Here is a 23,916-nt window from a genome sequence, read left to right on the forward strand (position 1 = left end):
TTTTTTTAATCTTGAAACTCAATAAGTCCGTACTTGCCATTTTTCCTATAAAGCATGTTAATTTCGCCAGTATCCACGTTTCTGAAAACAAAGAAGGCGTGGTTCATTACTTCCATTTGTGCTAAGGCTTCTTCTAAAGAAACATTCGCCAAGAATATTCTTTTTACACTATCAATTTTGTCCTCTTCTTCCTCTAACTCATATCTTGGCTTTAATTCTTCTGCCAACACTTCTACTGCGCTTTTTACATTTGATTTGTGGTAAGATTTGTAAAATTCTCTTTCTTTTTTGATCGACTTTTCAAAACTATCCACTGCACTATCCATTACACCGTAAACATCGTTAGCTTTTTCTTGAACAACAATGTCCTTACCATTTATGTGAGTTTTGAGAAGTAACGCGTAGTATGGACCATCCTTATCAAACCGTGCCTCGATGTTTATATCCGTCCGATTTGAAAACGTTCCAAGCGCTCTCTTGACTTTCTCAAGTTTTTCTTCCAAATAACTTACCATGGCATCTGTTAGTTCAAAACCTTTAGAAAATGTTCTGACTTCCATAAAATCACCTCCGAGTGATTTCTTCGTTAAGCTCAGTCACAAGCTCCATAGTATAGAAAGACAAAGTGATGAGAAAGTAGGTTACCAATTTTCCAATCATCAATTTTTCTTCTGAAAGAATAAATCTTTTTGTAGTTAGGAATAAAGAAACCAAAAGAGCAGTTGTCACTAAGAACAAAAATGGCACAAAGTATCCTGTGAATGCAAATATTATCATAAAAGTTATGTAAAGGTTTGACAGTGCGTAAAGTTTATCATCTACTCCTTTGAACCATTTGCTTATTACTATTGATAAGCCTATCACTCCTATGAAAAAAGCAGTGTTTGCAATACCTATAAAAACCTTCACAGCAACATGATCAATAAAGAAGAAAGCGTTCGATATAATGGAAAGCACAAAACCAATGGAGAATAACAAAGATTCAAAAATAATAAAATCTTTTGAAGATGCTTCATCAACTATGGTGTTTAAATAATCTTTTATCATCAACTAAAACCCCCTTCCTATCACTAAACCAAACACCTCTGGTCCCACATGAGCGGCTATTGCCGGTCCTATGCGTGCGATAGAATGCACTTTGAATCCATTGAGCAGCTTATCTAAGTGAGGTTTCATTGAAACTGTGCCGTAACCGCCTATAGTTATGGGATTATCTATACTCTTCGAGAAATTTAAAGCCAAATCTCGCATTTTTTCAATGCATCCTTCTATTGTCCTCGAAGTTTCAAGGGAAACTGTGTAACCTTCCTCATCGGTGGACAATATAGGTTTTATTCGCAGTAGCTTTCCTAAGAGTGCTTTAGCCTTTCCTATACGCCCACCCTTTTCAAGATATTCTAAAGATGTTACGGTAAAAATCAAAAGGCTCTCTTTCACAAATTTATCTACCAATTCTTGCGTTACTTTGAGTCCATTCTCGGCAGCTTGGATAACTCTGTAAAGAATATAAGTAGTTTTTACACTACCACTTTTGGAATCGAGCACGGTGACATTTTTCAACTTGTTGTTTTGAACTATAGTTTTTATTGACTCATGCGTACCGCTTAATTTTTCTGATATTGTAACCACATAGACATTTTCGTAATTTCTTGAGTGTTTAATTAATTTCTCTGTTATCAATTCAACATTGGGTTGCGAAGTGGATACTTTTGAACCATTCAAACATTTTGTGTAAAATTCCTCATTTGTGATAGTTAATTTATCAATGTATTCCTTTTCGTCTACATATACCCTCAGCGGAATTATATCCGTTGGAACACCAAAATCAAAACCTTCCTGAAAGTCAGCCGAACTGTCAAAGACGTAAATATTTTTCATATATTTACTCTCACCTCTGCTGTATTAAAAAGAATTACAACTTTCCAACGACTACTCCAAAAGCATCTAATCCCACATGAGCTGTAATTGCCGGCCCAACATCCAAAAATTTAGGTTTCAAATTATAATTTTTGGAAACTTCGTACACATAATCTTTGTATTCCTCAAGTCCTACAGCTGCATAGAGAATATACTTTGTGTTGTTATCATTTTTAGATTTTTCAATAAAATCACCAATTCTTTTGTTAAGTACGTCCAGGATTTTTTTCTTGCTTAGAGTCTTATCTACAAGTTCAACTTCACCTGTTCGTGCAATTGTTAAGATAGGTTTAATATGTATCATTTGACCTATGAGTGATACTACCTTACCAATTCGTCCACTTTTGTGTAACTGTTCTAAATTGAAGACCGATATTAAGAATAATGAGTCATCTCTATATGATATTATATCATCCTCTTCTAGATTCTTGCCATCTAAAATATCTAAAACCATTCTTTCAAATATATAAGTATTCTGAATGCTTACAGTTTTTGAGTCGAATACCAATATATTCTCGTATTTGCTTGCTATTGTGCTAAAAAGACTGTATGTCCCACTTAGTAGCGAAGAAACGGACAAAACGTATACACGGTCATATTTCTTCGAAAGTTCTTCAAATACACTTTCAACAGTACTTATATTTGGTAGGGAAGTCTCAACTTTTTCCTTGTTCTTTATCGCTTCAACTATACGTTCAGATAACTCATCGGAATCTTCAAACTCCTCGTTGTTTATATAGACACGTACGGGAACAATTCTGACATCAACCTTATCGGAGATTTCATTCAAAAAATCATTTCTAAGTTTTGTGGTGCTATCGATAACTATAGCGTTCTTCAATATCCTTCACCCCTAATGTGAGTGCTAACTAAACTCATTGGTGTAATTTTTCAACATCACCAAGATACTTATGTGGGTCAAATTCTTCGGGTTTTCCAACTTCTTCTGTTAAGATAACAACGTTGCTATTGCCATCACAATGTATAAAGCCGTCTACAACTTTGTACTTTTCTTCGCCCTCATCTGTCTTTATCCTTACATCAGTTACAGAGAGCTTGGCTATAATTGGTGCCCTTTTATCAAGTATTCCCATTTCACCTTCAACTGTTTTAAAAACAAGTAACCTTGCGTTACTAAATTGTATTATTTTATAAGGTGTTACTATTTTTATTTTCATCTTAAACACACTCCCGATGGTGTTTTTTTATACTATATCTTCTTGGAAGTTTTACTTTATGTAAACTAACGGGTAGTGAGAACTTCCCACTACCCAATATACATATTATATCATATAATTGCAGCTTGAGTGAGTTTCTTAGCTTTTTCCACAGCTTCGTCAATTGTTCCAACCATGTAAAATGCTGCTTCTGGTAAATCATCGTATCTTCCTTCAAGTATTTCTCTAAAACCGCGTATAGTTTCTTTCACTGGGACGTAAACTCCTGGCATACCTGTGAATCGTTCTGCGACGTGGGTTGGCTGTGTGAGAAACCTTTGTATTTTTCTTGCTCTTTGGACTATTAGTTTGTCTTCTTCTGAAAGTTCTTCCATACCCAATATAGCTATTATGTCTTGTAGGTCTTTATACCTTTGTAGTACTTCTTGGACACCCCTTGCTACTTCGTAATGCTCTTTTCCGACTATGTTTGGATCGAGTATCTTTGATGTAGAATCAAGAGGATCAACCGCTGGATATAAACCTAGTGCAGCAAGCTGCCTTGAAAGGACTATAGTTGCATCGAGATGTGTAAATGTTGTTGCTGGTGCAGGGTCCGTTATGTCGTCTGCCGGTACGTAAATTGCTTGAACTGAAGTAATTGATCCGCGTTTTGTCGAAGTTATTCTTTCTTGCAATTCACCCATGTCCGTTGATAATGTTGGTTGATAACCAACCGCTGACGGCATTCTTCCAAGCAATGCGGACACTTCACTACCTGCTTGAACAAATCGGAATATGTTGTCTATGAATAGTAACACATCTCTACCTTCAACATCGCGGAAATACTCTGCGATTGTTAAGGCAGTAAGTGCAACTCTAAATCTTGCTCCAGGAGGCTCGTTCATCTGACCAAAAACAAGCACTGTGTTGTCTAAAACACCTGCTTCTTGCATTTCAAGGTACAAATCGTTTCCTTCCCTTGTTCGCTCACCAACACCTGCAAACATTGAAAACCCTTTATGTTCAATTGCTATGTTTCTTATCATCTCCATGACAAGTACAGTCTTACCCACACCAGCTCCACCAAAGAACCCTATTTTTCCACCTTTTGGAAATGGTGCGAGTAAGTCTATAACTTTAAGACCTGTTTCGAGAATTTCTATTTCTGTCTTTTGCTCTGCCATTGATGGTGCTGGTCTATGTATAGCCCAGTATTCTACTTCCTTAAGTTCGTCTCTTTCGTCTATAGGTTCACCTATAACATTTATCATTCTACCAAGCACGCCACGTCCAACAGGAGCCTTAATAGGTTCACCGGTATTCTCAACTTCCATTCCTCGAACAAGTCCATCCGTGCTATCCATGGCAACAGTTCTGACTGTGTTATCACCTATCAGTTGCTCAACTTCAAGAACAAGTTTTTTTCCAGTCTGAGGGTTTATTACAACGAGCGCATCGTATATATCAGGTAACTCGCCTTCAGAAAATTTAACGTCTACGACAGGACCTATTATTCTTACAATCTTTCCGATGGACTTTTTAGACACTTATCTCACTCCCTTTAACCGTGGTATTAAAAATCCACGTATAAGTATTATTCTTCTTTAAGCGCATCTGCACCAGTAACTATTTCAATAAGCTCTTGTGTTATAGAAGCTTGTCTTGCCTTGTTGTATTCAATTGTAAGTAGCCTAACAACCTCTTCAGCATTTTCTGTTGCATTGCGCATGGCGTTTTGTCGAGCGTAAAGTTCGCTGATTTTTGTTTCAAACGCAAGAGAGAACAAAACACTTGCTGCATAAAATTCTATAAGCCTTATTTGAAATTCGTCTTCGAGTGGCTCAAACTCATATCTATCTCCTTGAAGATTTGACTCACTTCTTACAAATGGTACAAGTTGAAAAACATCAGGTACCTGAGCAAGTTTATTTTTGAATCTCCCGTACACTACCTTTACTGAAGATATATTGTTTGAAACGAGATCATTTACAACCGTTTGAGTAAATTCGAAAGTTGGTGTATCGTAGGAATGTTCATATATCCTTGCAACCTTTTCGTTCTTTCTGAAAACTGGAACAATTTTTGCACCAATTAGATAAATATAATCGAAGCTTTCCTTCTTTATCAAACTTGAAGCTTTTTTTGATAATTCGGAAGGAAAAGAACCGCACAAACCCATGTCAGTCCCAATTACAACTATCGCGCTTTTACCCTCTCCAGTGATAAACGGATGCTTTACGTCAAAATGAACTTTTTCAACAATATTCCTGGTTTCGTTTAAAAATTCGCGTGCCATCTGAAGCCTTTTTTCGACTTTTTTGATTTGAGCAGTTGAAACCATTTCCATAGCTTTTGTGATTTTTTTTAAGGACTGTGTTGCATTTATCCTTCTTTTGATCTGCAGTAACTTGCCACGACTCATGCACTATCACTTCCCGTATGTTTTAAGAAACTCTTCTTTAAACTCCTTTATCACTCCGTGCAGCTTTGCCTCCAATTCTTTTGTCAACTGTTTACCAACTCTTATTTCTTCAAGAATGTCAGAATATTTGTCTTTGAAAAACTTGAGTAATCCTTCTTCAAACGGTTTCACCAAATTTAACGATAAATCATCAAGATAACCATTAACACCCGCAAATAGAACCACTATTTGTTCTTCAACTTCCATAGGACTATATTGAGGTTGTTTCATAAGCTCCATCAGCCTTTGACCTCGGGTTATTTGAGCTTGTGTTGTTGGATCAAGTTCTGTGGCAAATTGAGCAAATGTTTCAAGTTCTTGATACTGGGCAAGATCAAGTTTCAAAGACCCCGCTACTTGTTTCATGGCTTTTATTTGAGCAGCACCTCCAACACGCGATACTGAAAGTCCTATATTAACAGCGGGTCTTTGACCGGCGTAAAATAATCCAGGTTCAAGATAAATTTGTCCATCAGTAATAGAAATAACATTCGTTGGAATGTATGCGGAAATGTCATTTGCCTGCGTTTCTATTATTGGTAGTGCGGTTAACGAGCCACCACCGTAATTTTCATTCAATCGTGCTGCCCTTTCAAGAAGTCTTGAATGAAGATAAAATACATCACCAGGGTATGCTTCTCTTCCTGGTGGTCTTCTCAGAAGCAATGAAATCTGCCTATAGGCAACAGCGTGCTTTGATAGATCGTCGTATACAACAAGTGCATCTTTTCCATTAAACATGAAATATTCACCCATAGCACAACCTGCGTATGGAGCCAAATATTGCAAAGTTGCTGGATCCGAAGACGATGCAACAACCACGGTAGTGTACTCCATTGCACCGGTTTGGCGCAATTTCTCAACGATTCTTGCAATTGCCGAAGCTTTTTGTCCTATTGCAACGTAAATACAAAAAACACCTTTTCCTTTTTGATTTATAATTGTATCTATAGCAATTGCACTCTTTCCGGTTTGTCTATCACCTATTATTAATTCTCTTTGCCCACGTCCAATGGGAATAAGAGAGTCTATAACCTTTAGACCCGTTTGTAAAGGTGTGTCAACCGGCTTTCGATAAATTACTCCAGGTGCTTTGAATTCTACAGGCCTTGTTTGCTTAGAATCAATGGGACCAAATCCATCGATAGGCTCACCAAGTGGGTTAACCACGCGTCCCAAAAGTGCTTCACCAACGGGAACTTCCATAATCTTATTCAATCTTCTAACCGTATGTCCTTCTTTTATATCTTTGTACTCACCAAGTATTATTATGCCTACATTATCTTCTTCCAAATTAAATGCAAGACCTTTTGTGTTTGTCTCAACAAACTCCACCATTTCATTTGCCATGACGTTGTTTAAGCCATATACTCTTGCTATACCATCCCCAACTTGAATTACCTTTCCGGTATCTTCAAGTCTTATTTCTTCCTTATAATCCGAAATTTTGCTCTCAAGTACTCTTACTATTTCTCCAGGGTTTAATCTCAAGGTATCACCCCTTTCTTTTAATAAGCACGTTTCTAGCTATGTTGTTTAACCTTCCTTTTAAACTCACATCAAAAGTCTTGCCTGCAAATTCTATGATTACACCAGCTAAAAGTTCTTCATCTATGTTTACCTTAAACACAGGCTTTCTCCCAGTATATTTATTTACGAACTCTGACAATAATGCTTCTTCTTCTGCAGATAAAGAGGTGGCAGATGTAAGATTCACAGGTATTAATCCGCTCTCATCAAGGATTGTGTATTCAAAAAATGAAACTATTTGCTTAATGTACTTAATTCTTTTGTTGGCAATAAGAATATACATAAATTTTTGAAATACTTCATCAACTTCAATACCTAACGTACCCATTACTTCCAAAATTACTTGGACACGCCTCTCAGGCTTCAATGCTTGGTTGTTCAAATAAGTAGACAGTGGTTCGTAGATATCTGCAAGGTTTTGTAATAGGTTTTTGTATTTTTCCGTCTTACCGTTTCTCTTTGAAACATTGTAAAGTGCTACCGCATATTTACTTGCCAGCGAAGAGTAAATCATTTTTCATACTCCTTTATGACTTTTGTAAGGTATTCACGTTTCGCCTTTTCATCAAGAGTACCTTTGAGCACCTTCATTGCCAAATTTATGGCAAGTTCTGTGGCAATAGTTTGAATTTGTGATAATACTTCCTGTTTTTGCCTTTCTATTTCAAGCTGAGCATTTTCCAGTATTTTTTCTGCTTCTTTTTGCGCTTTTAGTTTTGCCTGCTGGATTATTTTATCAGCTTCTGAATTGGCTGAAGAGATAATTTGATCAGCCTTTGTTCTTGCACTTTTTAGTTCCTCTTCCGCTTGTTTCCTCATTTCATCTGCTTGTTTTCTAATTTTTTCTGCTTCGGATAGTTCATTTTCTATTTTCTCACGCCTCTTTTCCATCATAGAAAAAAAGGGTTTATACAAAAGTTTATTCAGCATCCAAAGAAGGAAACCAAAACTCATTAACTGCATTACAGCAGTTAAATTAATTTCGAAAAAATCCATGAAAATCGCCTCACAGAGCGAAAAGTATAAGGAACGTTATTAGAAGCGAGTATATACCTGTTGTTTCGGCTATTGCGTCTGCCAACAACATCCTTGTAACTATAACGTTTGTAAGTTCTGGTTGTCTTGCAATTGCATCCATCGCGTGCCCACCAACATGACCTTCACCAACACCGGGACCAATGGCACCAAGTCCCATGCAAAGTCCTGCTCCAATGGCTTTACCTGCTGTTACAATAGCATCCGCAAGAATTTTTACGCTTTCTTGATCCATAGTTTATACCTCCCCTTAAGTGATAATGTTTTATTCATGCTACCTGAGAAGAAATGTACGCAATTGTAAGTGTAGAAAAGACAAATGCCTGAATTAAACCAGAGAATATACCAAAGTATCCCCACAAAAATGGTGGTAAGAACATGTATTTAACAAAGTAGCTTAATGTTAAGACAAGTATCCCACCACCTGTTATATTTCCAAACAAACGTAACGAATGCGAAACTGGTTTTGCAAGCTCGCCGATAATATTCATAGGTAACAAAATAGGAACTGGTTCAAGAAACCCTTTCAACCACGCTTTAATCCCCTTCACTTTAATTCCAAAGTACTGGCTTATTATAAATACCATAACTGCGTATGTTAAATTAGTGTTAAGATCGGCAGTTGGTGGAAACCATGTGTCACTGAACAAAATAAACTTAACGTTTCTTACTACTTCTCCGTTTTCCAAAATTGTCTTTGAAACATCTACAGAGATTCCAGGTATGAAACCACCGATCAAATTTGAGACAGCGATATAGATGAAGAGAGTCATTGCTAGCTTAAAAGTTATTCGTGCATATCGTTCGTCTGGGATACTACTTTGAACAATGTCGTAAACAAATTCCATTAATGATTCAGCGAATGATTGCTTTTTGGAGGGAACAATAGAGTAGTCTTTGTTTACTGATCTTGCAAACCAAATTATTAACCCTATGACAACCCATGACATAATAATTGTCATTGGATTAATGCGAGTATACCACGGACCAGAGGAAGGTCCTACTATCCATCTATTTGCAACATTTTTTAATGCTTCAGCAGGAGTTGGTGGTAGCCCTCCTAATTTCACATTTAATATTCCAACAACAAAGTATGCAAGCAAGAATATAATCAACTGAATTTTAGCTTTGTTGCTCATTCTTTTTCTTTCCAAAGTCTACCACCTCCACGAAAAAAGAAAGATCACTATCTTGAGATTTATCATTCCTATGAAGGTACCAATTATACCCCACACGGGATCTGTAGAAAGAATAGCAACCAAAAGAAAAATAGAAGCATAAAGTAAATATCTTAATCCATATGCCTTTGGAACCTTAAATGTGCCTAAGGTTATTATACCATAACTTTTGTAACTTTTGACAAGTAGTACTAACCCTAAGAACGCTGCTATTGAGCCCATAAAAAGTCCAAGTAATGCGCTCCATAACTTTAACACTAAGAATATTAAAAACTCCACACCTAAAATTGGCAGAAAATATCTCAACATCTTGAAGAACAGTTTTACAATTTCTTCTTTAAGCTCTTTGTTAAAAACGAGCTTGGATGGGAGAAAGAACTCTATCTTATCTAAGTGTGGGGCTGTTTGTGAATTATTCTCTTGGAAGCTGTCATCCTTTGCCATTTTCTTGAGTTCTTGGAATGCTTTTGAATTTCGATAACTAAAAAAATACTTACTTTTTCTTCTCTTCTCTCTCATATTTTTCGACTTCTTTCAGTATGTATTTTATGCCGTTGTAAATACCTGCCGCCGTTCCGAGAAATGTAAAGATTATCAAAAATATTTTTTTTGTTCCAAAGATATTGTCGAAAAATAAACCTAAAATGATGCCTACTATTATGTTACTTATTATTGTAAAGCCAAAATTAGATACTACATTGATCTTTGATAACTCACGTCCTAAATTGTCTTTCTTTTGTTTAGCCATCCTTTAAATTCACCTTATTCTCTATTTGCTTATCTAAACTGAATATCAAACGATTATAAGTTCTCTTGTAAGAGTGGTTAAAATTTGACAACCGTTTTCTCTCACAACGACATCCTCTTCGATCCTTATACCAAACTCACCTTCAAGATATATACCAGGTTCGACCGTCACAACGTGCCCGGATTCGAGTGGTTTGTCGTATCGATAACTTAGGCTTGGATTTTCGTGAACCTCTAAACCAATTCCGTGTCCTAAACCATGACCAAAGAATTCTCCGTAGCCAAGTTCGTTTATGTGGTTTCTAGCAACTGAATCAACTTCTTTTCCAGTGATTCCAGCCTTTATTATCTCAAGTGCTTTTTGTTGAGCGTCGTAAACTATCTTATAAACTTCTTTGACCTTTTCTGGGGCTTCACCAATGCAAAATACCCTTGTTAAATCACTATTGTATCCTTGATATCTTGCGCCCCAATCTACAACAACAGGTTCTCCTTTTTCGATGACCTTGTCCGTTGCTTTTCCATGTGGCAAAGCACCGCGATATCCTGAAGCCACAATACTTTCGAAAGCGACATCTTCCGCACCAAGTAGTCTCATCTGATATTCTAAGAAAGCGGATAATTCATATTCTTTCATACCAGGTTTAACTATTTCAAGCATTCTTTTAAAAGCATTTTCAGCAATCTCAACGGCAATTTTTATTTTTTCTATCTCTTCTTCACTCTTTTTTGCTCTAACATCAAGAATCAAATTTGAAACATCTTCGAATTGTGCATTGACTTTTGAACTCAAAGTTTCGAAGTAGCCTGCTGATATTCGGTCTTTCTCAATTGCTATCTTTCTTAGCTCAAGTGTGTTGATTAACTCTGCAACAGTCTCTAAAAATGTTCTTGGTGGTGTGTATTTCACAAGCTCGAAATTACTCTCGTGCTTTACTTGAGTCCAATATCGTGAATCAGTTATTATGATATGCCTTTTTGGGGTAATTAAAAGGGCGGAAAAACTTCCAGTGAAACCTGAAAGATAACGCGTTGTTACCCTGTTCGAATTCTCGATATTTAGCACAATCAAAGCGTCGATCTCCTTTTCGAAAATTTTACTTTTTACTTCTTCTAAATGTTTGTCCATTCAAAAGACCCCCTTTAGATCTTAGTTTGAAAGTTTTTGATTGGAAACCAAAAATTGTGAGGCTTTGGAAAGTTTATCAACTTCAAAATTTAACAACTTGCTAACTTGAATTGCTAGATTTTCCAATGTTTGATGTTTGGTAACATACTTGGCGTGCTCGGCGGGACTTGAACCCGCAATCTTCGGATCCGGAGTCCGACGCTCTATCCAGTTGAGCTACGAGCACGCAGTTTGAGTTTCATTTAACTAACTTTGACAACGTTGAATTCCGCAATTTTAGTGTTTTTACGGCACGAATCCAATAAGCCTAAAGAGAGTAATTCTTTGCTTTCTTTGTTTATGATGATACATTCCGGGATTTTTTCAGTAGATTTAATCGAATCAACAAAGTCGGAAAAAACCCGATATACGAATATGTTGTTCACGAACATTGTATAAGCTATGTACGGATCTTCTGTATAAGCTATGCCAAACTTTACTTTGAAAAAATCGGAAAAGGGTACATTTATGATAAGTGCAAAATCAGCGTTAATACTATTTCTTTCATCTTCTTCGTTGACTATTTTTGAACGTTTCAGTTGCTTTGCAACATGTGGATTTTGTATGTATTCTAACAGTAGTTGTTCAGCACTGAATCTGTCATCATCCTTTTTTGAGTAAGTTTTTGCCATCTTCGTTGTTAATCTTTCGTCGATAAAGTGAACTTCCTTTCCCTTATCCAGAATTCTTAAAGCGAAACGGATGGTTTCGAATGACTGCGTTGAATAATTGCCACTCATAGAAATTGGAAGACCAACAACAACAAGGTCGAAATCTGAAATTTTGTTTAAGATCTCCGTCTTCTTAACTGTTCCACTTTCAGAAACAAATAACTCCCCGATTGCATATCCACATTTACTCTTTCCATAATCCACAGCTATAATACGCATAGTATGGTTATCCTCCATTTAAACGATTAGTTCTGTGTCATGCATGTATCTTTCTTCAATAAGTCTGTATATCTCTTTCATAGATAGTGATTCTAATTGCAATGTGTACTTCTCAAAATAGTTCAGTTCTATTTCCCTTTCCTTTAGTCTTGTAATTAGTTTTGGTTGAAATTCCACAGGGTAAACAATGTTTTCTGAAATCCCTCCCAAGTCTTTGTAGACACTTTTCACCACTCCCTTTGGTATACAATAGTTTGAAAGTACCGATTCGAATTCTTCTTTTTTCATCGGAAGGTATATGTTAAGCTCTTCAATGTATCTTTCAAGCTCTTCCGAAGTTGGAAAGAGCTTTTTTAAATTTTCGTACCTTTTAGCGACATCTTGTGTAGAATAATTCAACTGTAGCAGGACACTTCCATCTCCTGTTACAGCATCTATTATTTCACTGAACGTGTAAGGAAAATCAAAAAGTCGTACCTCAACTTTTCCGAACAACGACGGCAGTCCATCGTTGTTTGTCGATGAAACTAACCGTCGTATTTTTCTTTTTCTGACAAGGTTGGATATGATTAACCTTTGAAATGGTGCAAGCTGGGATGAATAAAATATTGTATCTCTTGCCGACATCTTTTTGATGTAATTGTTGAAAAATACCTCAACAGAATTGTGAGATGAAAAGAGATAAACTAAGGATGAAACTGTATTGTTTAGAGATTTTGGTTGATTTCTTTTATCTTCTATAGAAAAATCCGTTTTTCCTTCGATTTCATAGACCGGTATATTTGTTTCAAAATTGAATATAGTGGTAAAGAAAGCCCTCTTACCGAATTTGTAGATTATTTTCTCGTAAAGTTTGTCATCAAAATTTCTCAGGAATTGGATTTCATTTAAAACAACAAAGTCGAAGGCATTTTCCTCATTTATGAATTTATCAGCGTATACAGCATTTGTAACAACATGTTTGCCTTCTTGTCTATTGATTGAATTGACAAGTACCAACCCATTTATGTTGTGTCTCTGTAAACTTTCATAAACATGCATAGCTTCAGTACTTGAAGGGTTAATTATAAGCACTCTTCCTCTTCGCATAAGCTCGAAAAAGAATGCATTTCTGAATTGGACGCTGAAACGTATAAGAGTTGGTCTTGCCAATTTCGGCAAATCCGAAATCTTTTCTACTCTTAGCAGAATGTCATCTTCAATGTGCTTGTGATCGTATTCTTCTTCTCTTTGAGTTCTCCAATTTGTTGTGAAAGAGTGTAAAAATGCCCTATCTACTATATCCTCATCGCTTACATGGTGTATCTTAAAATCCAAAACATTCAATTGAAGTCCTGAATCGCTTGATCTCAAGTTTCCAACGACGTCCAACCTTATAAACTGTGTTTGGACTCCGTAAAGTTCGCTTGAAGAAAACTTTAATCCGAAACCTACCCCTTCAATATTATTACCATTGCTTCCCTTTAAAGTTAGTCTTATATTATACCCATTCTCACCAAAAACCTTGAAGCGCTCCACCATACTATTTTGTATCAGGAATACAGGTTCGGGATTACCATGTCCGTATGGTTCCAGTAGTTCGATGGTTTGCAAAAATTCCTCACTTATATCGTCAACGGTTATTACTTCATCCACTGGTATTATCTGCTCTACTCTAACATCTTCTTCCTTAATTTTTTCTTCTATTTCTTTTAACAATTCCGGAATCTTTTCTTCCCTAAGGCTGAATCCAAGAGCCATTGTATGTCCACCAAAATCTTCGAAGATATCCCTAAATTTCTCTAAGAGTTCTATTATATTAACTCCATTAACACTTCTTGCTGACCCTCTTCCTATTCCATCTTCAACAGAAATCACCATTACAGGTTTATTATACAAGTGAACTAATCTTGTGGCTACAATTCCTATAACTCCCAGATGCCATCCATAACCATACGCAACGATTATAGGTAACTTACTTAAACCATTTGATTCAATCATCTGAATTGCTTCGTTATATATTTTTGCTTCTATTCCCTGTCTTGTCGTGTTGTAGCCAAGCAATATTTCAACCAATTCTGTCGCATTTGCCTCGTCTTTTGTTACTATTAATTTGAACGCATCATCTGGTGAATCAAGTCGCCCAGCTGCATTCAATTTTGGAGCTATTCTGTAACCTATATCCCTTGAGCTTACCATTCCAATGCCTAATTTTTGAAGTAATCTTATAATCCCAAGCTTTGCTGTATTGTTTAATCTTCTTAAGCCCTCTTTTACGATATATCTGTTTTCATCTTTTAATTCAACCATATCCGCTACAGTTCCGAGTGCAACAAGATCAAGCAACTCATCTACAACGGAATGAGGGATATTAAGCTTCTCAGCAAGTGCTGAGATCAATTTGTACGCCACACCAACACCGGCGAATTCTTTAAACGGATAATCATCATCGTATCTTTTTGGATTTACTATAGCTGAGGCGTTTGGAAGGTTTTCTTTCGGTTGATGGTGATCTGTTACAACTACTTTAATTCCCAAAGAGTTGGCTTTTTCTATAGCTTCGAAAGCTGTTATGCCACAGTCAACTGTCAATATAACCTTGATGCCTTTCTGCGCAATTTCCTCAACAAATTGAGGTTGGATGCCATAACCGTTATCAACACGCTTTGGTATGTAGTAATCTACATCCCAACCGTTTTCAGATAAAAAAGTGTATAAAACAGCTGTACCTGTTATGCCATCAACATCATAGTCACCGTGGACAATTACCTTTTCTCCATGATCGCGAGCGTCCAAAAGTACGTTCACGGCTCTATCCATATCTTTCAAAAGAAACGGTGATCTCAGCATTTGCCTTGTTGGATTCAAAAATTTCTTGGCTTGTTCTGGTTCAGTAATCCCTCTAAGGATCAGCAACTTAGCTACCAGTTTACTAACATTTATTGAATTTGATAGCTTTTCAACAAGAGTTTCATCTACTTCCCTTACTTCCCATCTCATCAGCTCCTCAACCTTTCTATTTGAATTACGAATTCTATGATGAATTTTACCACAAAATCAAAGAAATTGGTTAAATTGTTTTTGTTACATTTTTGATAATTCAACTATTTTTATATTTTCTCGGTAATATTTAACCATTTTCAAGAATATACTTTGTTATTTGTGATTTTTCTGCTTTTATTTTTTAGTTCGCTTTGCTTACTATTTTGATAAACTGTGATATAATAAAGTTGCCATTTTGTACTTTATGAAAGGAGTGAGAGGATGAGCAGAATTCTCATAAAAAGCGGTACTGTTGTTAGTATTACCCAAGAGCCATTTGTGGGGGATATATTGATAGAAAATGGAAAAATTGCCAGGATTGGAAAGGGGCTTGAAATTGATGTTGATGATGTTGTTGATGCCTCTGGAAAGTACGTGTTACCTGGCTTTATCGATGCACATTCCCATATTGGACTTTACGAAGAAGGTATTGGATTTGCGCAAGACGGTAACGAAATGACAGATCCGATAACTCCTGATGTTAGAGCTATAGATGCGTTTAATCCTTACGATGTTGCTATAAAACATGCTTTAAACGGCGGATTTACAACTGTTATGATAGTTCCAGGTAGTGCAAACGTGATTGGTGGACAAGGTGCTATTTTGAAATTCAAATCAAACATAGTTGATTATTGCGTTCTGAAATCGCCAGCAGGCTTAAAAATGGCAACTGGCGAGAACCCCAAAAGGGTTTACGGAGACATGAAAAAGATGCCATCTACAAGACTTGGTATTGCTGCACTTATGAGGAATTATTTTATGAAGGTTCAAGATTATATAGAAAAAAAGAAAAGAGCTATAGAAAAAGATGGGGTATTCTTGGATAGAGATCCTAAGCTCGAGATCGGCGAGTTGGTACTCAAAGGAGTTATACCGGCAAGGGTACATGCCCATAGAGCTCAAGATATAGCCACGGCAATAAGGATAGCTAAAGAGTTTAATTTTAAGATAGTGATTGAGCATGGAACAGAAGCTTACAAGATAGCTGATTATCTAAAAGAAAACGATGTCCCTGTTGTTGTTGGTCCCTTTGGATTCAGGACAAAAATAGAAACAAAAGATTTGACGTATGAAAATGTGAAGATTTTAAACGAAAAAGGGGTTTTGTGTGCTATAATGGTTGATCATCCTGTTACTCATTTAGAATTTGCAAATATGCATGCAGCACTTGCTATGAAATATGGAGCAAGAAAAGAGGATATTTTAAAGATGCTAACTATCAATCCGGCAAAGATCCTTGGTATAGATGATAGAGTTGGTTCTATAGATGTTGGAAAAGACGCAGATATCGTAATCTGGGACAACGATCCGTTTACACCGCAGGCAAAAGTTGAGAAGATCTTTATTGAAGGTAAAGAAATAAGGTGGTGGGGAGAGTAAATGAAAGTTTTTGTTTCGTACGCAATTCCAGAAAAAGGAATAGAGATGCTCAGAGAGAAGTTTGATGTATTTGTCTACCAAAAGGAAGAGTTTCTAAGTAAAGAAGAAATGATTCAAATGTGTAAAGACGCAGATGCCATAATATCACAACTCAGAGACCCTATAGATGCTGAATTTATTGAATCGCTTGGAAATACAAAAATTATAGCTAACTATGCTGTCGGATACAACAACATAGATGTCCAAGCGGCTATCAAAAGAGGAATATACGTTACTCACACACCGGGTGTTCTAACAGAAGCAACAGCAGACATCGCTTTTGCACTTCTTTTAACTGTGGCAAGGAAAATTGTGCAGGCTGATAAGTTTGTTAGAGATGGTAAATTCGTTGGTTGGAAACCAAAGCTGTTTCTTGGTTATGAACTTTACGGAAAAACTCTTGGCATAATTGGTATGGGACGAATAGGTCAAGCTGTTGCGAGAAGAGCACTTGGTTTTGGTATGAAAATAATTTACTATAACAGGAACAGATTGTCGGAAGAAATAGAGAAAATGTACGATGCAAAGTACGTTTCGTTAGACGAACTTGTGCAAATATCAGATTTTATATCCATTCATACTCCATTGACCAAGGAGACTTATCATCTTTTGGATAAAGAAAAGATAATGAAGATGAAACCAAATGCGATTATTATAAACACCGCCAGAGGACCTGTTGTCGATGAACAAGCCTTATATGATGCTCTGCGTGATGGAAAAATAGCGGGTGCTGGGTTTGATGTATACGAAAATGAGCCATTTCTGACTCCAGGACTTGAGAAACTTGATAATGTTGTATTATTGCCACATATTGGTTCAGCAACCTATGAAACAAGGGAAAAAATGTCTGAAATGGTAGCGTTAAATGTAATTGCAGCACTTGAAGGAAAAGTTCCACCAAACCTTGTACCAGAACAAAAATCTATCTACAGATAATCACTTAAAGGGCACATTCCTCTATATGGAATTGTGACAATTAGGTAATAAAATAAAGCAAAATTTGTGCTCGTTCTGCAGCTAAAATACAAGACGACCTAAACGGTTAGAAAAGTATGCAAAAATAGTTTGTAGAAAAGTTTTTATAATCCAAGCCCAGGAAAAAATTGAAAAAGAGTATGAATGGTTGAGTGTAGATGGAAACTTAAATAAACTCAAGAATAAAAAACAAAAGCCCCTTAAAAAACGGGGCTTTTGTTTATTGCCTTATTATTCCTTTACAGCTCTTGCCATCTCAACTGCAAGCTTTTTAAGTTTTTCAAAATCCTCATCCTTTGGAGAGAAGTTTACTTCAACAGGCTCGCCTACCATAGTCCATTTATTTTTTTGAATGTAATCTGTGATTCCTTTAACTCCACCACCACTCCAACCATATGTACCAAAGACTCCAAACACCCTGTTTGGAATACCCTTATGCGATAAGTTTATTACCAAATTCTCCATAGGTGGGAATATCCAGTTGTTGTAAGTGCAGGTTCCCAGGATAACTCCTTTAAAACGCCATATTTCGTTTATTATGAACGATTCATGAGTTGTTGATGTGTTCATAACTCTGATGTTTCTCACACCTTCTTCAGCAAGTATTCTTGCCACATAATCTGCCATTTTTTCGGTATTTCCGTACATAGTTCCATATGCAATCACAACACCCTCTTCATATTCGTACTTACTCCACCTGTCGTAAGCAGAAATTATGTGGTTAGGATTTGTTCTCCAAACAGGTCCGTGTGTCGAACACACTATCTTTATCTCCAAAGAACTAAGCTTTTGTAAAGCCTTCTGCACCATCGGTCCGAATTTTCCGACGATATTCGAATAATATCTTCTAATTTCATTCTCGAAATACTTTACGTCTACCTCATCATCAAATATACCACCGTCAAGTGATCCAAATCCTCCAAATGCGTCACCTGCAAAAAGAATCTTGTCTTTTAGTTCATAAGTCATCATTGTTTCTGGCCAATGTACCATAGGTGTCATGAAGAACTTGAGTTTTCTATTCCCAAGTTCTATTTCATCACCTTCTTTAACTTCATAAAAATTTCCACCTATGTGGTACATCGCCTTTACAAATTCAAATGTCTTCTTGTTTCCCACTATTTTTACGTCTGGATAGGCGTGTACAATTGAAGCAATTGCTCCGCTATGATCTGGTTCCATATGATTTATTATAAGGTAGTCAAGCTTTTTACCGTTAAGTATTTGGGAAATTTTTTCGATGTATTCTTTCATCTTACTCACTTTTACAGTATCTATGAGTGCTGTCTTATCATCAACTATCAGATATGAATTGTAAGAAACTCCTTTTGGCAATGGCCAGATGTTTTCGAAAAGGTGTGTGTCCCTGTCATTTACTCCAACATAGTAAATATCATCTACTATTTTTGCAACAATTTGCATGAAAAACACCCCCAACAATTTGTGTTTGTCTTGTAATAATTTTACCACAATTTAAAGATATATCAAGTCTAAATTGTTTGAAGAACGGTTCTCATGAATTCAAAAGTATAGGTGACAAAAACTTACAATATATATCTATTCCCACGATATGTTGAAGGATTTCAAAACTATATCAATTTCACCCAAGTTCTTTGCCATTCCATCGGCACCAACTTTTTTCCAAAGTTCTTTATCTATACTAAATGGATAACCACCTACGATGATCTTCACATCTCTAATTGATTCATCTTTTCTTATTCTTTCTATCGTTTCAATCACGTTATGTATATGAAAAGAAAGTGTACAACTTAGCCCAAAAACGTGTGGTTTCTTTTCTTTTAGAAATTTTACTGCCGAGTCAGCTGGAACGTTTGCTCCAAGGTAGTATGTATCCCAACCTTCGCTTTCAAGTACGTCAGCAACCATCCTTATACCGATCTCGTGTAATTCATCGTTTACGCACGCACCTACGAATCTCAAGCCGTTCTTTTCAGTTGTAAAAACGTGTTCGTAAAGTTGAGACATGATTAACTGTGTAACAGCTGTGAAATAATGCTCTTGAGCCACATTTATTTTGTGAGTTTGCCATAATAATCCAACTTCTTTTAAAGCAGGCTCAAAAATAAACATGTAGATTTCTTTAACGGGAATACCACTTTTGAAAGTGTTCTGTATCAAGTAAGAAGCTTCTTTTCTTCTACCATCAAGCAAATTTTTTAAATATTCCTCAGCTAATTTCCAATGCTTATTTTCTGGTGTTATATAAGATATTGCGTGTTCTTTTGATGTTTCTTGTGTTAATCTTTCAAGAGCATCCAGTATGTATTTTGAAATTGTATTCTCGTATTCAAAAGAGAAAACTTTCCTTAATACAAATTCCATACACTGAAGATTCAATATAAGTTGCTGTCTGTCAATACCAAGTCCCTCAAGCAAATAATACGCCCAGGATATGTAATCTGAGAAAATTACAGGGCTCTCGGAAATGATAGCATCTGCTAATGCTTGAAGATGGTAAGTAATATCTTCAAGACACTTTTCCTTCATGTAAGAATTATATGTTTTTAGCAACTCAGGTGATTTTTCAAATTGAATCTGTAATATTGATTCAGATAGCGAGTTTAAATTCTCAACGATGTAAGAGTATATTTTTTTATTAGATTCTGAAGGTGTTATGTTATCATTCATCGCTATTCTCCTCTCTATTCTCAGAACCTTTTTTCATTTTGTACATCTTTTCATCTGCTTGTTTTAGAAAATATTCTACAAGTTCCTCCCTTGCATCCTTAGGATCTACCGCAACAATTCCATAGGACAAGCCGGTAATTGGCTGAATTTTTTTAAGCTCATTACTTATTCTAACGAGTATTTTTTCCGCTTCTTCATAAGAACAATTTAACAACAGAATAAGAAATTCGTCCCCTCCGAACCTAAATATGTTGTCAAGTCCTTCTCTCGTATACCTTCTCACAATGCTTACAAAGTCTTTGAGAATCTTATCACCTTCTAGATGCCCAAGCGTATCGTTGATTTTTTTAAAATTATTAAGGTCGACCATTACAAGTGAAATTGTGTATTTAAACCTCTTTGCTCTGGCAAATTCTTCTTTGATTTTCTCAAAAAAGTATCTTCTATTGTACGCTTTCGTAAGGTAATCTGTGACAGCCAGTTGTTCTAACTTTTTGTTTAACATTTCAAGCTCCAGAGATTTTTTCGTTACTTCTCTTTGATAATTCACTAATTCGTTGTTCAATTTGACTATTTCTTCCAAAAATCTAGTTTCATCCTTTTCTTTTGAATATTGCTGGAATTTCTTGATCAAATTTCTAAATGTATTCGTTTGTTCGTTACTTATCTTAATCAACTCTTCGGCGATTGTTTGTGATAAGTCGTTGAACAACATCATAACTATTTCGTCTCCGCACAAAAAACCGGAACAAAAAAATGCAACTGGATATTCATCTACGTAAAAGTTAAGGAGTTTATCTAAGAAGTAATTATTCTCTTGCAATGAACCTATGATTTTTTTTATAGAAGCTTTTGACTTTTCAGTCAACACATCAAAAATTTGTTCCTTTTGATCAAAAACATTGTTGCTATCGTATATAACTTGAGTTATGATTCCTCGTTTGTTGAATTTTATAATCGCTTCAGTTATATATATTCTGTCTTTCATTTTTCGTTCACCTCAAATTGCATGATAAGTACCAAAACTATCTATGTTTACTTCTTGGTTAATTATTTTTACGAATTAATATTGTATTCTACTTTCTTATTATATCATAGACTTATGAAAAAAAACGACATTGAAGGATTATCAATGTCGTTTGAATAATTTGATAGGTGGTTTACATTTGGGCCGGATTCAATTTCTTAGAGTTGCAATAATGCAACATTTTCGACATGAAATGTTTGAGGGAACATGTCAAATGGTTGCACAGATAGTATCTTATATTTTTCTTTGAGAATCGATAAGTCACGTGCAAGGGTTGAAGGATCGCAGGAAATATAAGCAATCTTTTTGGGTTGTATTCTAAGGATTTCTTGGCATACCTGCCTGCCTGCACCACTTCTTGGAGGATCTAATACTATCACATCAACTGGAGAATCATAATTTTTCAAAAATTCCAGCACATCAGTTTCTTCGTATCTTACGTTTCTTAGGTTGTTTATATTCGCATTTGCTCTGCCTGCTTTAGCAGAGATATGCGAACTCTCAACGGCAGTTACGTGTTTGCTTAGCATAGCGAGTCGCATTGTGAATGTTCCAATTCCAGCGTAAAGATCCAAAACATTCTCCGTTCCATTTAGCTCAAGTTTTTTGGTTACGTACTCTATCATCTTAGCTGTAACATTGTGGTTATTTTGAAAGAATGAAGTTGGTGGAACTTGGAATTTTTCATAATCCATTTCGATCTCCAGCACTCCTGAACCGTAAAGTACTTTGTATGGACCCCTTAAGACAATTTCATCTGAAGAGTTCATCACATGCACTACGGAATTTATTTGGGGTAGTCTGTTCAATAGCGCGTTCTTTATGACTTTGGCTTCATTGAAGGTTTCTGTTTTCGTTACAAAGATTGCCATGGTTTGATTATTCGAATGCGAATATCTCATTACTAAGTGCTTCAATGTTCCAGTTCTTTTTTTTGGATCGTATATCTTAACTTTACTAAGTTGTACTATTTCCGGTACTATTTGCAAAGTCTTATTAAAAGAAACAGGCGATATTGGACATTCATCTATACCAATCACCTCATTTGAATTTCTTGCCTTCAGTCCAAGGTAAATTTTGTCTTCTTTGAATGAAAAAGTGAATTCCATTTTACTTCTGTATTCAAATTCCAAGTCACTTTCTATTGTCGGGTAAACATCTACTTCTATTTTTCCAATTCTTCTAAGTTGATCCTTTACAACCTCCCTTTTGAATTCAAGTTGTTTGTTGTACTCCACATCCATAAAATGACACCCACCGCAAATACCAAAGTATTTACACTTTGCTTTCCTTCTATAATTTGCTTTTTCAATTATCTTTTTGACTCTTCCAAAAGCTACATCACCCTTTTCTTGAAATACATTTACCTCTACTAACTCACTTGGGTATGCACCTTCAACAAATATTAATTTTCCACCTGGTAGTTTTCCTAAACCATAACCCCCGTGTCCCATACGCTCAATATAAACAGTAAATATATTTTCCATATAGATTCGCCACCTCGCTGAACTTTACCTTCCACTAATTTATTTTATCATAGCGTTACTTACTATCAAATTTTTGGATATATCCAAAATACACAGAGGCTGCTAATGAGATCGGTATCATAAGCGCCAGAGATAGCCTTACGTTATTTCCAAATACTGCGTTGTAACCAGAAGCAATAAAATCTCCAATCGACCAAGCAAATCCCATTGAAACCGATGAAGCTAATGCCTTCCTTGTTGGCAATATCTTTTGCGCTTGAACAATGTTGGCTGACATCAATAAAAATCCACAAAAATCAAAAGCTATGAAAGATAAGAATAAGGCGAAGATAGATTTTGCGCTCAAAAATGTTGTAACAGAGATTGCCATCCCCAAGAAAGCTATTAGATCCTGCTTTTTCGCCCCTATTTTTTCCATAAGCAAGACTCCAAGATAATTTGCAAGTACCCCCGCGATCATTCCGGATGTTATCAGCATTCCTGATAATGTAATGTGATAATTCAAGATTGATGTTATGTAGATCGGAGTGTAGGTATGAACGATAGACATGATGAAACTTCGTATGGTAACAACAAAGAGTATAGGAATTAGGACGAAAGTCTCCTTGAATGAAAACTTTGGATTCAGTTTAACAGTTTTCAAAGGTAGTTTTGTTTTCATTATGTATATACCTATTACCAAAAATGGTATGGATACGAGCCACAAAGCTTCTATATCCAACTTCGAAACGTAAAAGGATATGAAAACAGGCCCTATAGCAGCACCAAATGTACCAGCTATCGAAAATATTGCTACCGACCTTCCACTACTTTCACCAGCCATAGCAGCACCTAAGGGATGAAAAGCAGAGTTCGCGATTCTAATAATCAAAATAGCTATCAAAGCAAACCAGAAGTTTGGAGAAAAGCCAAGCAATGCGATACCAAAGGCTTCGAGAAAATACATAGCAATAAGATATGACTTTGTAGAACGCACTCTGTCGAACCAAAAACCAAACAATATTTGCATCAAACTCGAAAAAGCAGCTGAAAGTGTGAGAAAGGTAGTTAAAAGACGTATCTCTATACTAAATTTAGTTATCAAGTAAGGTCCTATTGGATTAAAAAACGATACTAAGAAATCTAAAAGAAAATGTGAGATAATGGATAGATGCACTAAGCCGATAGTCAAATTCCCACCTCTAATGTTTTAAGTGTTACAGTGACATTTAGTTAGCGAAACTAACTTTTCTATCATTTTACCATGATAGTA

Annotated in this window: 24 protein-coding genes and 1 tRNA gene; 2 read left to right on the forward strand and 23 right to left on the reverse strand. The window is 36.0% G+C overall.

Features of this window, described 5'->3' with window-relative positions; all coding sequences use genetic code 11:
• Positions 1-5: 5 nt before the first annotated feature.
• The 18 genes from N2Z58_01105 to recJ form a co-directional block, all read right to left on the reverse strand.
• Positions 6-560, reverse strand: coding sequence for an HPF/RaiA family ribosome-associated protein (locus N2Z58_01105; protein MCX7653269.1), 555 nt, complete (start codon positions 558-560; stop codon positions 6-8).
• 4 nt (positions 561-564) lie between these two features.
• Positions 565-1,047: a hypothetical protein gene (locus N2Z58_01110; protein ID MCX7653270.1), complete on the reverse strand. Its 483-nt coding sequence runs from the start codon at positions 1,045-1,047 to the stop codon at positions 565-567.
• A gap of 3 nt (positions 1,048-1,050) precedes the next feature.
• The gene (locus N2Z58_01115) at positions 1,051-1,878 is read right to left on the reverse strand and encodes a DegV family protein (GenBank protein ID MCX7653271.1); all 828 of its coding nucleotides are present in this window, start codon (positions 1,876-1,878) and stop codon (positions 1,051-1,053) included.
• A 34-nt stretch (positions 1,879-1,912) separates the two neighbouring features.
• Positions 1,913-2,758 carry a DegV family EDD domain-containing protein gene (locus tag N2Z58_01120; GenBank protein MCX7653272.1) on the reverse strand — a complete coding sequence of 282 codons (846 nt, stop codon included), beginning with the start codon at positions 2,756-2,758 and terminating at the stop codon, positions 1,913-1,915.
• Between the two features lie 34 nt (positions 2,759-2,792).
• Positions 2,793-3,095, reverse strand: a complete 303-nt coding sequence (locus N2Z58_01125) for a F0F1 ATP synthase subunit epsilon (protein MCX7653273.1) — start codon at positions 3,093-3,095, stop codon at positions 2,793-2,795.
• 110 nt (positions 3,096-3,205) lie between these two features.
• Positions 3,206-4,624 (reverse strand): F0F1 ATP synthase subunit beta, encoded by a 1,419-nt coding sequence (gene atpD, locus N2Z58_01130; protein MCX7653274.1) that lies wholly within the window; start codon positions 4,622-4,624, stop codon positions 3,206-3,208.
• A gap of 47 nt (positions 4,625-4,671) precedes the next feature.
• Positions 4,672-5,499 carry an ATP synthase F1 subunit gamma gene (gene atpG / locus N2Z58_01135; protein MCX7653275.1) on the reverse strand — a complete coding sequence of 276 codons (828 nt, stop codon included), beginning with the start codon at positions 5,497-5,499 and terminating at the stop codon, positions 4,672-4,674.
• Positions 5,500-5,505: 6 nt separating this feature from the next.
• On the reverse strand, positions 5,506-7,029 hold the full coding sequence (atpA, locus tag N2Z58_01140) for a F0F1 ATP synthase subunit alpha (protein ID MCX7653276.1): 1,524 nt from the start codon (positions 7,027-7,029) through the stop codon (positions 5,506-5,508).
• 4 nt (positions 7,030-7,033) lie between these two features.
• A complete protein-coding gene (locus tag N2Z58_01145; protein ID MCX7653277.1) occupies positions 7,034-7,582 on the reverse strand; it encodes a F0F1 ATP synthase subunit delta in 549 nt (182 codons plus the stop codon).
• Positions 7,579-8,064: a F0F1 ATP synthase subunit B gene (gene atpF / locus N2Z58_01150; GenBank protein ID MCX7653278.1), complete on the reverse strand. Its 486-nt coding sequence runs from the start codon at positions 8,062-8,064 to the stop codon at positions 7,579-7,581. Before atpF ends, N2Z58_01145 begins: the two co-directional genes overlap by 4 nt.
• A 10-nt stretch (positions 8,065-8,074) precedes the next feature.
• Entirely contained in the window at positions 8,075-8,338 is a 264-nt protein-coding gene (locus tag N2Z58_01155; GenBank protein ID MCX7653279.1) for a F0F1 ATP synthase subunit C, read from the reverse strand.
• 34 nt (positions 8,339-8,372) lie between these two features.
• The gene (atpB, locus tag N2Z58_01160) at positions 8,373-9,242 is read right to left on the reverse strand and encodes a F0F1 ATP synthase subunit A (GenBank protein ID MCX7653280.1); all 870 of its coding nucleotides are present in this window, start codon (positions 9,240-9,242) and stop codon (positions 8,373-8,375) included.
• An 18-nt stretch (positions 9,243-9,260) separates the two neighbouring features.
• A complete protein-coding gene (locus tag N2Z58_01165; GenBank protein MCX7653281.1) occupies positions 9,261-9,800 on the reverse strand; it encodes a hypothetical protein in 540 nt (179 codons plus the stop codon).
• Positions 9,775-10,029: an AtpZ/AtpI family protein gene (locus tag N2Z58_01170; protein MCX7653282.1), complete on the reverse strand. Its 255-nt coding sequence runs from the start codon at positions 10,027-10,029 to the stop codon at positions 9,775-9,777. Before N2Z58_01170 ends, N2Z58_01165 begins: the two co-directional genes overlap by 26 nt.
• Before the next feature lie 45 nt (positions 10,030-10,074).
• Complete coding sequence (locus tag N2Z58_01175; GenBank protein ID MCX7653283.1) at positions 10,075-11,157, reverse strand: Xaa-Pro peptidase family protein; 1,083 nt, start codon at positions 11,155-11,157, stop codon at positions 10,075-10,077.
• Positions 11,158-11,306: 149 nt separating this feature from the next.
• A tRNA-Arg gene (locus N2Z58_01180) sits at positions 11,307-11,383 on the reverse strand.
• Between the two features lie 16 nt (positions 11,384-11,399).
• Positions 11,400-12,086, reverse strand: a complete 687-nt coding sequence (gene ruvX, locus N2Z58_01185) for a Holliday junction resolvase RuvX (GenBank protein MCX7653284.1) — start codon at positions 12,084-12,086, stop codon at positions 11,400-11,402.
• An 18-nt stretch (positions 12,087-12,104) separates the two neighbouring features.
• Positions 12,105-15,065: a single-stranded-DNA-specific exonuclease RecJ gene (gene recJ / locus N2Z58_01190; GenBank protein MCX7653285.1), complete on the reverse strand. Its 2,961-nt coding sequence runs from the start codon at positions 15,063-15,065 to the stop codon at positions 12,105-12,107.
• A gap of 264 nt (positions 15,066-15,329) precedes the next feature.
• Between recJ and N2Z58_01195 the strand changes: the two genes are divergently transcribed.
• Both N2Z58_01195 and N2Z58_01200 read left to right on the forward strand, forming a co-directional pair.
• Entirely contained in the window at positions 15,330-16,487 is a 1,158-nt protein-coding gene (locus tag N2Z58_01195) for an amidohydrolase (protein ID MCX7653286.1), read from the forward strand.
• Positions 16,488-17,462, forward strand: a complete 975-nt coding sequence (locus N2Z58_01200; GenBank protein MCX7653287.1) for a D-glycerate dehydrogenase — start codon at positions 16,488-16,490, stop codon at positions 17,460-17,462.
• Between the two features lie 270 nt (positions 17,463-17,732).
• On the opposite strand, the gene N2Z58_01205 is transcribed toward N2Z58_01200, so the two are convergent.
• The 5 genes from N2Z58_01205 to N2Z58_01225 all read right to left on the reverse strand — a co-directional run bounded on the left by N2Z58_01205 (position 17,733) and on the right by N2Z58_01225 (position 23,835).
• A complete protein-coding gene (locus N2Z58_01205) occupies positions 17,733-18,923 on the reverse strand; it encodes an FprA family A-type flavoprotein (GenBank protein MCX7653288.1) in 1,191 nt (396 codons plus the stop codon).
• A gap of 135 nt (positions 18,924-19,058) precedes the next feature.
• The gene (locus tag N2Z58_01210) at positions 19,059-20,150 is read right to left on the reverse strand and encodes a cobalamin-dependent protein (GenBank protein ID MCX7653289.1); all 1,092 of its coding nucleotides are present in this window, start codon (positions 20,148-20,150) and stop codon (positions 19,059-19,061) included.
• Positions 20,143-21,138: a GGDEF domain-containing protein gene (locus N2Z58_01215; GenBank protein ID MCX7653290.1), complete on the reverse strand. Its 996-nt coding sequence runs from the start codon at positions 21,136-21,138 to the stop codon at positions 20,143-20,145. The genes N2Z58_01210 and N2Z58_01215 overlap by 8 nt, the downstream gene beginning before the upstream one ends.
• A 197-nt stretch (positions 21,139-21,335) precedes the next feature.
• Positions 21,336-22,664, reverse strand: coding sequence for a 23S rRNA (uracil(1939)-C(5))-methyltransferase RlmD (gene rlmD / locus N2Z58_01220; protein MCX7653291.1), 1,329 nt, complete (start codon positions 22,662-22,664; stop codon positions 21,336-21,338).
• Between the two features lie 55 nt (positions 22,665-22,719).
• Positions 22,720-23,835, reverse strand: a complete 1,116-nt coding sequence (locus N2Z58_01225) for an MFS transporter (protein ID MCX7653292.1) — start codon at positions 23,833-23,835, stop codon at positions 22,720-22,722.
• Between the last annotated feature and the right edge of the window lie 81 nt (positions 23,836-23,916).

Source organism: Fervidobacterium sp. (assembly GCA_026419195.1).
GTDB lineage: Bacteria > Thermotogota > Thermotogae > Thermotogales > Fervidobacteriaceae > Fervidobacterium.